The organism is Catellatospora paridis, from assembly GCF_009720365.1.
Taxonomy (GTDB): Bacteria; Actinomycetota; Actinomycetes; order Mycobacteriales; family Micromonosporaceae; genus Catellatospora; species Catellatospora paridis.
Window position 1 is genome coordinate 52,642 of sequence record NZ_ML769321.1, and the last position, 10,689, is coordinate 63,330.

Consider the following 10,689-nt stretch of genomic DNA (forward strand, 5'->3'; position numbering starts at 1 on the left):
GCGGTTATGGCACGTGGACAGCTGCGCATCTACCTGGGCGCCGCGCCCGGCGTCGGCAAGACGTACGCCATGCTGGAGGAGGCGCAGCGTCGTCGCGGCCGTGGCACCGACATCGTCGTGGGCTTCGTGGAGACCCACGGCCGGCAGCACACCGCCGACATGCTCGACGGCCTCGAGGTGGTGCCCCGCAGGCAGGTCGAGTATCGCGGGGCGTCCTTCACCGAGATGGACGTCGACGCGGTGGTGGCCCGCGCGCCGCAGGTGGTGGTGGTCGACGAGCTGGCCCACACCAACGTGCCCGGCAGCCGCAACGTCAAGCGCTGGCAGGACGTCCAGGAACTGCTCGACGCCGGGATCACCGTCGTGTCCACGGTGAACATCCAGCACCTGGAGTCGCTCAACGACGTCGTCGAGCAGATCACCGGCGTCGCGCAGCGGGAGACCGTGCCCGACCAGGTCGTGCGCCGGGCCGACCAGGTCGAACTGGTCGACATGACGCCGGAGGCGCTGCGGCGGCGGATGGCCCACGGCAACGTCTACGGCGCGGAGAAGATCGACGCGGCGCTCGGCAACTACTTCCGCATCGGCAACCTCACCGCCCTGCGCGAGCTGGCGCTGCTGTGGCTGGCCGACAAGGTCGACGACCAGCTGGACCGCTACCGCGCCGACCACGGCATCGCCAAGACCTGGGAGACGCGCGAGCGGGTGGTCGTCGCGGTGACCGGCGGACCCGAGGGCGAGACCCTGATCCGGCGGGCGGCCCGCATCGCCGGCCGCAGCAAGGGCGCCGACCTGCTCGCCCTGCACGTGGCGCGCTCCGACGGCCTCGCCGGGGCCGACCCGGCCCTGCTGGCCAAGCACCGGCTGCTAGTGGAGAGCCTCGGCGGCACATACCACCAGGTGGTCGGCAGCGACATCCCGCGCGCGATGCTCGACTTCGCCCGCGGCGTCAACGCCACCCAGCTCGTGCTGGGCGCCAGCCGCCGCGGCCGGTTCGCGCAGATCTTCTCGCCCGGTGTGGGGGTCACCGCGACCGCGCTGTCCGGGCCGATCGACGTGCACCTGGTGTCGCACGAGCGGATCGGCCGCGGCTGGCGGCCGGCTTTCGGCACCGGGATGTCGGCGCTGTCCCCGCGCCGCAGGACGGCGGGTTTCGCCCTGGCCGTGGCGGGGATGCCGCTGCTGACGCTCGTGCTCTTCAGCCTGCGCAACGACCTGTCACTGGCCAGCGACATCCTGCTGTACCTCGCGATGGTGATCGCCGTCGCCCTGGTCGGCGGGCTGTGGCCGGCGCTGCTGGCCGCCGTGGCCGCCTCGGTGCTGCTGAACTTCTTCTTCACCCCGCCCGTACACACGTTCACCATCGCCGAACGCGAGAACGTGCTGGCCCTGGCTGTGTTCATCCTGGTCGCCGCCGCGGTCAGCGCGGTGGTCGACCTGGCGGCGCGGCGCACCCGGGAGGCCGCCCGCGCCTCCGCCGACGCGGGCACGCTGGCCACGGTGGCGGGCAGCGTGCTGCGCGGCGCCCGCCCGCTGCAGGCGCTGCTGGAGAACCTGCGCGAGACCTTCCAGCTCGACGCGGTAACCGTGCTCGAACGCCGCGGGGACGGGCCGCCCGGCCCCAACTGCCAGGGCGACCCGACCGCCTGGCGGGTCGCCGCGACCGTCGGCGGCGAACCCTGCTTCACCCCGGCGCAGGGCGACACCGTCGTGCCCGTCGACGAGCAGGTCACGCTCGTGCTGCGCGGCCCGGCGCCGGTGGCGGCCGACCGGCGGATCATCGAGGCGTTCGCGGCCCAGGCGGCGGTCGCACTGCGCCAGGAGCGCCTCGCGGAGGAGGCGGCCAAGGCCAAGCCGCTGGAGGAGGCCGACAAGCTGCGTACGGCGCTGCTCGCCGCGGTCAGCCACGACCTGCGTACGCCGCTGGCCTCGGCGGTCGCCGCGGTGGCCGGGCTGCGCAGCCAGGACGTGGAGTTCAGCGAGGAGGACAAGCGGGAACTGCTGGCGACCGCCGCCGAGTCGCTGGACCGGCTCAGCCGGCTGGTCAGCAACCTGCTGGACATGAGCCGGCTGCAGGCGGGCGCGCTGGGGGTCACGGCCGTCGACGTCTGGCTGGACGAGGCCGTCCCGTCGGCGCTGGACGAGCTCGGCCCGGCCGGTCGCGAGGTCGGCGTCCGGATACCCGACGACCTGTCGGCCGTGCGCGCCGACCCGGGCCTGCTGCAGCGGGTGCTGGTGAACGTGGTCAGCAACGCGCTGCGGTTCAGCCCGCCGGACCGGCCTCCGCTCGTCACCGCCAGCGAACACGGCGACCTGGTCGAACTCCGGGTGATCGACCACGGTCCAGGCATTCCCGAGGAGCAGCGTGATCAGGTCTTCCTGCCGTTCCAGCGGCTCGGCGACCGCAACAACGAGTCGGGCGTGGGGCTGGGGCTGGCCCTGTCCCGGGGTCTGGTCGAGGCGATGGGCGGGACGCTGCTGCCGGAGACGACTCCCGGCGGCGGGCTGACGATGGTGCTCAACCTGCCCGCGGTGCCACCGCCGCCGGGCCTGACCGCGGCGGAGGCCGCGGCCGCCGACCGCGCGTTCACCGAGGGGCTGCACCGCCCCGCACCGGACGGCCCCGACGAGCGCTGACCGCTCGGAGTGCGGGCGCAGGGCGGTCGTCAAGCCCCGAGTGGTCTTCACTACGAAATCCTGACGCTCCAGAACCTTCACGAAGTTGTGAAATGAGCGTACGTTCCGAAGCATGACTTACGCGATCTCCGCGACCGGTCTGACCAAGTCGTTCGGGCGCAGCCGCGCTCTCAACGGCCTGGACCTGACCGTCGCCACCGGCGAGGTGCACGGCCTGCTCGGGCCGAACGGCGCCGGGAAATCGACCACCATCCGGGTCCTGCTGGGCATGCTGCGCGCCGACGCGGGCGAGGTCCAGGTGCTTGGCGGGGACCCCTGGCGCGACGCCGTCGCCCTGCACCGCCGCCTGGCCTACGTGCCCGGTGACGTGAACCTGTGGCCCAACCTGACCGGCGGCGAGGCCATCGACCTGTTCGGCGACCTGCGCGGCGGGCTGAACCCCGCCCGCCGCAAGGAGCTCGAGGAACGCTTCCAGCTCGACCCGACCAAGCGCTGCCGCACCTACTCCAAGGGCAACCGGCAGAAGGTCGCGCTGGTCGCCGCCTTCTCCTCCGACGTCGAGCTGTTCGTGCTCGACGAGCCGACCTCGGGCCTGGACCCGCTCATGGAGGCCGCGTTCCAGCAGACCGTGCGCGAAGTGACCGCCAAGGGCGCCACGGTGCTGCTGTCCAGCCACATCTTCTCCGAGGTCGAGGCGCTGTGCTCGCGGGTGAGCATCATCCGCGAGGGCGTGACCGTCGAGTCCGGCACCCTGTCCGAGCTGCGCCACCTCACCCGGACCACGATCACGGTGGAGGCCGGCGAGCCGCTCACCGGCCTGGCCGGGCTGCCCGGCGTGCACGACCTGGAGGCCGACACCACCCGGGCCCGGTTCGACGTCGACTCGACGGCGCTGCCCGCCGTGCTCGCGCACCTCGCGACGTTCGACGTGCGGGCGCTGACCAGCCAGCCGCCGACGCTGGAGGAGCTGTTCATGCGCCACTACGGCCAGGAACCGGCCGAGATCGGGGCGTCCCGGTGAGCGCTTACGCGGGCACCGGCCGGCTGGTCCGCCTCGCCGCCCGGCGGGACCGGATCCAGCTGCCGATCTGGATCCTCGCGTCCGCCGCGATGATGTCGGCCGGCACGAGCGCGGTCGCCGACGAGTTCCCGACCGAAGCGTCGCGGATCACCGCTCTGCAGGGCGCGGGATCCAGCCCGGCCGTGCTGGTGATGCGCGGCGTGCCGGTCGGCTCCGACCTCGGCGCCCTGGTCAACTTCCGCAACCTCGCCTCGATCCTGGTGGTCGTGGCGCTGATGAGCACCTTCGCGGTGGTCCGGCACACCCGGCAGAACGAGGAGACCGGCCGCGCCGAACTGATCGGGGCCGGCGCGGTGGGCCGCCACGCCCCGCTCACCGCCGCACTGGTCCTGGTCTTCGCCGCCAACGTGCTGTTCGGCGCGGCGATGACCGGCACCATCCTCGCCAGTGGCCTGCCGGCTGAGGGCGCGCTCGCGTTCGGGGCCGCGTGCGCCGTCACGGGGCTGGCCTTCGCCGGAATCGCCGGGGTCGCCGCGCAACTCTTCCAGGGCGCACGCGCCGCCAACGGCTTCGCGGCCTCCGCGGTCGGCGTCTTCTACCTGGTCCGCGGCATCGGCGACGCGCTCGGCGAGCGGTCGGCGGACGGCCTCACGGTCACCCCGTCCTGGCTGTCCTGGCTGTCGCCGCTGGGCTGGGGCGGGCTGGTCCGCCCGTACGGCCAGGAGCGCTGGTGGGTGCTGGCACTACCGCTGGTCCTGTTCGCGGTATGCGTGGCCGCCGCCTTCGCCCTGGTCGACCGCCGGGACCTGGGCGCGGGCCTGATCCCCGACCGGCCCGGACCGGCTCACGCCTCGCGTGGCCTGCTCAGCCCGCTGGGTCTGGCCTGGCGGCTCAACAGGGGCTCCACCATCGGCTGGGTGATCGGCGGCGCGGTGTTCGGCCTGGGCATCGGCTCGCTGGGCAAGACGGTGCAGGACGCGCTGGGCACGAACGCGGGTGTGGTCGAGATGATGGAGGGGCTTGCCGGCAGCGGCGGGCCGGATCTGGTCGCGATCTTCTTCGCCGCCATGATGAACACCTACGGCGCGCTCGCCGCGGGCTTCGTCATCCAGGCGCTGCTGCGGCTGCGCTCGGAGGAGGTCGGCGGCACGGCTGAGGCGGTGCTGGCCACGGCAGTCGGCCGGGTCCGCTGGGTGGGCTCGCACGTGGCATGCGCCGTGGCCGGCGCGGCGGTGATGCTGGTGCTGGCCGGCGCGTTCACCGGGCTCGCCGACGCCGCGTCCGGCGGCGACGTGGGTGTGCTGACGCTGGCCGGGGCCGGTCTCGCCCAGCTGCCCGCGGCCCTGGTCGTGGCGGGTGTCGTGGTGCTGGCGTTCGGTGGCCTGCCCCGGCTCGCGGTCGGCCTGGCCTGGGGGATGCTCGTGCTGAGCATCGCCTGCGGCCTGTTCGGCGACCTGTTCGGGCTGCCCCAGGTGGTCCGCGACCTGTCCCCGTTCACGCACGTGCCGGCGATCCCGGCGGTCGACCCGTCGGCCACGCCGCTGCTGGCGCTGACAGCGGTCGCGGTCGCCCTGACGGCGGCCGGCATGGCCCTGTTCCGGCGGCGCGACCTGGCCACCTGATCCTCAGGCGGCCTCGGTGATGGAGGATGTGCGGATGGCAGAACGTGACGAGGAAGCCGTACGGCGGTTCGTCGAGCACCTGGCGATGACGCTCAACGACCTCGGCTTCCCCCGGATGCCGGCGCGCGTGCTCGGCGCGCTGACGGTCGCCGAGGACGGCGTGCTTACCGCCGCCCAGCTCGGCGCATGGCTCGGGGTCAGTCCTGCCGCCGCCTCCGAGGCCGTGCGCTACCTGGTCCAGGTCGGACTGGTGCTGCGGGAGCCGGTGCCCGGTTCCCGCAGCACCCGCTACCGCGCGGTCGGCAACTCCTGGTACATGGCGAGCGTCGCCAAGGGCGGCGTCTACAAGCAGGTGGCCGACGTGATGGGCGAGGGTGTCGCGGCGGTCGGCGCGGACACCGCGGCGGGTGCCCGGATCACGGAGATGACCGAGTTCTTCCTCTTCCTGCAGGAGGAGATCGCCGCCCTTGTCGAGAAGTGGCAGGCCAAGCGGGCCGGCACGGCCTGAGCCGGCCCTCGCCGGGCGCATGCACCGCGCCAGGGCCGACCGCGCGGACCGCGGTCGGCCTTGGCGTCCGGCGGTTCAGCCGAGCAGCCGCCAGCGGTGGTCGGGGGTGCCGTTGTCCTCGAACTGCACGACCTGGGCGTTGTCCGCGGTGGACATGCCGGACACGCCGAGCACCAGGCCGCTGTTGAGGTTGCGGATGCGCAGCAGCCCGCCGCCGTCGCCGATCAGCTGCCAGTAGTGGTCGGCGCTGCCGTTGTCGGCGTACTGCTGCACCAGCGCGCTGTTGGCCTTCGACATGCCGCTGACCGCGAGCACCTTGCCGCTGTGCTGGTTGACGATCAGGTACCAGTTGTTGCCGACGTGGTCGAAGCGCCAGTTGTGGTCGGCGCTGCCGTTGTCGCCGTACTGCACCACGTTGGCGCTGTCGGCCGTGGACATCCCGGACACGGCGAGCACCTTGCCGCTGTTGGCGTTCTGGACGCGATACCAGACCCCGGCCCGCACGACCGCGGGTGTGGCGGTGACCTTCCACTGCAGGATCCCGCCGGAGAAGCCGGGCTTGAGCTGGGCGACGACCCGCAGCGCCGTCGTGGTCACGGCCGTGAAGGTCGTGTTGTTGTACGCGTTGAGCGCGGTCCCGTAGCCCGAGGCCCCCGACACGGCCTGCCAGGTACCGGTGGACGTCAGGTACTCGACCCGCCACGACGCGGGCACCCGGCACTGCCCGTTGCCGGTGTCGTCGTACCAGTACAGGCTCACCCCGGTCGCGGTGACCGGCGCGGCGTAGGTGTACTGCGCCCACTCGGACGTGCCGATGTGGTCCCACCACGTCATCCGCCGCCGGGCCTGGTCGAACGAGCTGGTCGGGTCGTAGTAGCTGTTCATCGCCGCCACGGTGTCGCCGCTGAAGCACCACGACGCCGACGGGGTCGCGGGCAGCTGCCAGGGGTTGCCGCCGCCGACGGTCGGGAACGAGCTGATCCGCAGGCTCGCCGCGCCCATCGGGATGAGCCGCACGTTCTTGATCGGCTCGCTGGACGCGACCGGGCTGTTCTGCAGCGGGGTCACCACGTTCTCGATGTCGGACTGCCAGTTGGGGATGGCACGCGCCTGCGCGGTCAGCGCGACCGGCGTGCCCGCGGCGGTGAACGGGTTGCCCGTGCCGCCGCCCGCGACCGGCGCGAACGTGCCCGGGATCAGCCCGTAGTTCCAGGCCGAGGTGGGCATGACCTGCCACTCCGGCCAGGCGTTGGCGGGGTCGTTGTAGCGCAGGAAGTTCTGCCCGATCTCCAGCGCGTAGGTGAGCGGCCCGTGGCTGACCGAGATCGCGTTGTGGTTGGCGTTCCAGGTGGTGGTGCGCGGCGTCATCGGCAGGGTGAGCACGATGGTGTCGCCGTTGTTCCAGGTCCGGTTGACCGCGACGTAGGCCGGGCCGGCCACGACGGGCCGGCTCGCGCCGTTGACGGTCAGCGACGGGTTCGGGCACCAGCCGGGGATGCGCACGTACAGCGGGAACGCGACCGCGCCCGGGGTGCTCAGGCGCAGCGTGACGGTGCCGCCGAACGGGTACGCGGTGTCCTGGGTGAGGGTCACCGTGGTGGCCGCCGACCCGACCTTCGCGGTGGTGGTGCTCGGCGCGAACATGGTGACCGCGAGCCCGCGGTCGGCGGTGGCCTGCACCAGGTTGTCGGTGAAGTAGCTCCAGCCCTGCCCGTAGTTGTGCGGGCAGCACCGGTACTGGTCCACGCCGAGCAGGAACGCCTGCATGGCGAACCCGTTCTGGTACTGGCCACGGGTCTTGGCCCGGTTGTCCAGCTGCACGCTGTTGGCGCTGACGACGTAGTGCAGCGAGCGGTGGGTCGGCTCGACGGCGGCGGGCAGCGAGTTGAAGGCCAGGTTCTCGCAGCCGTCGGCCCAGCTCGGGTCGCCGGTGAGCCGGGTCATCGACTCGAAGCTCTGCATGTACTCGACGATGCCGCAGGTCTCGAAGCCCTGCCGGGGGTCGCGGTACTCGGACCGGATGTTCTCGTCGCCGGCGAACCCGCCCCCGGGGAACTGGCCCCAGTTCGACTGGATGTTGGCGTAGTTGTTGTAGGACGCCTGGGTCAGCGCCGTGTTGCCGCGCAGCGCCATGAACGCGGGCTCGGTGAAGCCCTGCGCGAGGTCGACGTTGTGCATGGTGGGCAGGTTGTTCACATAGTTCTTGCTGTACTGATGGATCTTGTCGGCGAGCGAGAGCAGGAAGGTCTGCCCGGTGCGCGCGTACAACCAGTACACGGTGTCCAGGTTGGTCGCCCAGCGCACCGAGCCCCAGCTCTGGTTGAACACCGAGGCCCCGAACGTGTTCTGGTACTGCAGGAACTTCGTCAGCAGCGGGACGATCCGGGTGTCACCGGAGTACTCCTGGTAGGTGCGCAGCGCCTGCAGCATCGGCATGAACGGCCAGAAGTCCGGGCCGCCGCCGAGTGAGGTGCGCAGCGCGTTCGGGCCGAAGAAACCGTCGGCCTGCGCGGTGGCGACGATGCCGTTGACCCAGGTGGCGACCTTGCCGCGCAGCGCCGTGTCGCCGGTGACGGCCGCGATCGCGGCCAGCCCGCGCAGCCAGTACGGCAGCTCCTCCCAGCCGCCCTTGGTGCGGTCGGTCCAGCCGGTGTTCGCGTACACCAGGAAGTGTGAGACCTGGTCGTAGCTGCCGCCGATGCCGGACGCGTCCAGCGACAGCTGCTGGGACAGCCAGCCGGCCGGCCGGGTCGACCCGGCGGGCAGCTTGAGGAACGGGGTGCGGGTCAGGCCGGGGGAGTAGGGGAAGTAGATCCCGCCGGACGAGGTGTCGCCGACCAGGGTCACCGGCGTGCCGGTGCCCCCGGCCCAGGACTCGGTGACGGCCTGCCCGGCGAGGGCGAGCCCACCCGCCACGGCGAGGCCTCCACGCAGGACGGAGCGACGGTGCATGACGCCTCCCGGAAGCTCTATAACGTTATAGAGCAACAGGGTAAGTTCGATGAATGCAAATGTAAACAGGGTGTTTCCGGAGCCGGCCCGGTGAGTCAAGCCGGTCGGCGCAGCACCGTCACCGCGAAGTCGGCGTCCTCGCGCCACGGCCGCAGGTCCCACGTCGCGAAGCGGTGCTCCAGGACCAGGCCGGCGCCGGCGGCGTGGGCGTCGAAGTCGGCCAGGCCGTAGCCGCGCCCGGTGCCGAAGCCGACCACCACCGGGCCGTCGGGCCGCACGTGCGCGGCGACCTGGCGCAGCACCTCGGCCTCGGTGTCCGGGGCGAGGTAGAGCATGACGTTCCCGGCCAGGATCGCGGCGTCGAACAGCCGGGGCTGCCCGTGCGAGCGCAGGTCGAGTTCGGTGAGGTCGCCGACGACCCACTCGACGTCCGGGAAGTCCTGGCGGGCGGCCTCGATCAGGGTCGGGTCGGCGTCGACGCCGAGCACGGTGTGGCCGCGCTCGGCCAGCGCCGCCCCGACCCGCCCGCTGCCGCAGCCCGCGTCGAGCACGGTGGCACCGGGCGCGATCATCGCATCGAGCGTTCGCGCCTCACCCGCGAGGTCGTGACCCGCCGCCGCCATCTGCCGGAACCGGTCGGCCATCCGCTGCGCGTGGCCGCTCGCGGTCTCGGTCACCCACCGCGTCTGCCGTCCCATGCCCGCCCCCACTCCATCCGTCCCGCCCAGCCTGCCACCTCCGCTCTGCCCCGCGTCGTCCGGGCGGCCCGCCCCTTGACAGCCGTGATCATCGTGCGGAGCATGGCGGAGTCCCACCCGGAGTCTCCGGCCCGAACGCGGGCAAGAGGGCGGTATCACATGAGTGCGGTCACACACGCGCAGGCTTACCTGGTCGACGTCGAGGTGGAGACGGTACGCACCGACGCGGTGCAGGCGTTCCTCAAGCAGGAGACGGTGTTCGTCGAGATCACCACCGCCGACGGCGGCCACGGCACCGGTTACACCTACACCATCGGCACCGGCGGCACCGCCGTTCTGGCGATGCTGCGCGATCACCTGCTGCCCCGCCTCATCGGCGCCGACGCGCGGCGGGTCGAGGCGGTCTGGCACGACCTGTTCGCCGCCACCCGCGCGACCACCGTCGGCGCGATCACGTCGCTGGCGCTGGCGGCGGTCGACACCGCACTGTGGGACTGGCGGTGCCGCTCGGCGGGCCTGCCGCTGTGGGTGATGGCCGGTGGCGCGAAGGACCGCATCCCGCTCTACGACACCGAGGGCGGCTGGCTGCACCTGTCCACCGACGAGCTGGTCGACGGCGCGAAGCGGTCCCAGGCGGCCGGTCTGCCCGGCGTGAAGATCAAGATTGGGAAGCCGTCGGCGGCCGAGGACGTCGAGCGCGTCGCCGCGCTGCGCGCCGCGGTGGGCCCGGCGTTCGACGTGATGGTCGACGCGAACCAGTCGCTGACCGGGGCCGAGGCCGTCCGGCGGGCGCGCCTGCTCGAACCGTACGACCTGGCCTGGCTGGAGGAACCGCTGCCCGCCGATGACGTCGCCGGGCACGAGGCGCTGGCGAGGTCGACCTCGATCCCGGTCGCCGTCGGCGAATCGCTGTACTCCGTCGGCCAGTTCCGGGAGTACCTGCAGCGCCAGGCCGCCGGCATCGTGCAGGTCGACGTCGCCCGCATCGGCGGGATCACGCCGTGGCTCAAGGTCGCCCACCTGGCCGAGGCGTTCAACGTCGCGGTGTGCCCGCACTTCCTGATGGAGCTGCACGTCAGCCTGTGCTGCGCGGTGCCCGCCAGCCGCTACCTCGAGCACATCCCGCAGCTGCGGGCGATCACCCGGGAGTCGATGGCCGTCGTCGACGGTCACGCCGTCGCCCCGAGCACCCCCGGCCTCGGCATCAGCTGGGACCGCGATCAGATCGACAACCGCAGGGTCGCCTGACGG

7 protein-coding genes are annotated in these 10,689 nt (G+C 72.5%); 5 read left to right on the top strand and 2 right to left on the bottom strand.

Annotated elements, in window-relative coordinates; all coding sequences use genetic code 11:
- The first annotated feature begins 6 nt into the window (after positions 1-6).
- From F9C41_RS23925 to F9C41_RS23940, 4 genes are all read left to right on the top strand, one after another.
- Entirely contained in the window at positions 7-2,637 is a 2,631-nt protein-coding gene (locus tag F9C41_RS23925) for a sensor histidine kinase (RefSeq protein ID WP_155389082.1), read from the top strand.
- Between the two features lie 112 nt (positions 2,638-2,749).
- Positions 2,750-3,658, top strand: coding sequence for an ABC transporter ATP-binding protein (locus F9C41_RS23930; RefSeq protein ID WP_155389083.1), 909 nt, complete (start codon positions 2,750-2,752; stop codon positions 3,656-3,658).
- Entirely contained in the window at positions 3,655-5,280 is a 1,626-nt protein-coding gene (locus tag F9C41_RS23935; RefSeq protein ID WP_155389084.1) for an ABC transporter permease, read from the top strand. The genes F9C41_RS23930 and F9C41_RS23935 overlap by 4 nt, the downstream gene beginning before the upstream one ends.
- A gap of 34 nt (positions 5,281-5,314) precedes the next feature.
- Entirely contained in the window at positions 5,315-5,788 is a 474-nt protein-coding gene (locus tag F9C41_RS23940) for a GbsR/MarR family transcriptional regulator (protein ID WP_120315213.1), read from the top strand.
- A 75-nt stretch (positions 5,789-5,863) separates the two neighbouring features.
- On the opposite strand, the gene F9C41_RS23945 is transcribed toward F9C41_RS23940, so the two are convergent.
- Both F9C41_RS23945 and F9C41_RS23950 read right to left on the bottom strand, forming a co-directional pair.
- A complete protein-coding gene (locus tag F9C41_RS23945; RefSeq protein WP_155389085.1) occupies positions 5,864-8,740 on the bottom strand; it encodes a beta-L-arabinofuranosidase domain-containing protein in 2,877 nt (958 codons plus the stop codon).
- A gap of 95 nt (positions 8,741-8,835) precedes the next feature.
- Positions 8,836-9,438, bottom strand: coding sequence for a class I SAM-dependent methyltransferase (locus tag F9C41_RS23950; RefSeq protein WP_155389086.1), 603 nt, complete (start codon positions 9,436-9,438; stop codon positions 8,836-8,838).
- Between the two features lie 159 nt (positions 9,439-9,597).
- On the opposite strand from F9C41_RS23950, the gene F9C41_RS23955 reads away from it, so the two are divergent.
- Complete coding sequence (locus tag F9C41_RS23955) at positions 9,598-10,686, top strand: mandelate racemase/muconate lactonizing enzyme family protein (protein ID WP_155389087.1); 1,089 nt, start codon at positions 9,598-9,600, stop codon at positions 10,684-10,686.
- The last annotated feature ends 3 nt before the right edge of the window (positions 10,687-10,689 follow it).

What these genes read in the sequence shown, in the direction of transcription:
- F9C41_RS23950 (WP_155389086.1), bottom strand. Translation starts at nt 9,438, where the DNA reads ATGGGACGGCAGACGCGGTGGGTGACCGAGACCGCGAGCGGCCACGCG.
- F9C41_RS23945 (WP_155389085.1), bottom strand. Translation starts at nt 8,740, where the DNA reads ATGCACCGTCGCTCCGTCCTGCGTGGAGGCCTCGCCGTGGCGGGTGGG.
- F9C41_RS23930 (WP_155389083.1), top strand. Translation starts at nt 2,750, where the DNA reads ATGACTTACGCGATCTCCGCGACCGGTCTGACCAAGTCGTTCGGGCGC.
- F9C41_RS23955 (WP_155389087.1), top strand. Translation starts at nt 9,598, where the DNA reads ATGAGTGCGGTCACACACGCGCAGGCTTACCTGGTCGACGTCGAGGTG.
- F9C41_RS23925 (WP_155389082.1), top strand. Translation starts at nt 7, where the DNA reads ATGGCACGTGGACAGCTGCGCATCTACCTGGGCGCCGCGCCCGGCGTC.
- F9C41_RS23940 (WP_120315213.1), top strand. Translation starts at nt 5,315, where the DNA reads ATGGCAGAACGTGACGAGGAAGCCGTACGGCGGTTCGTCGAGCACCTG.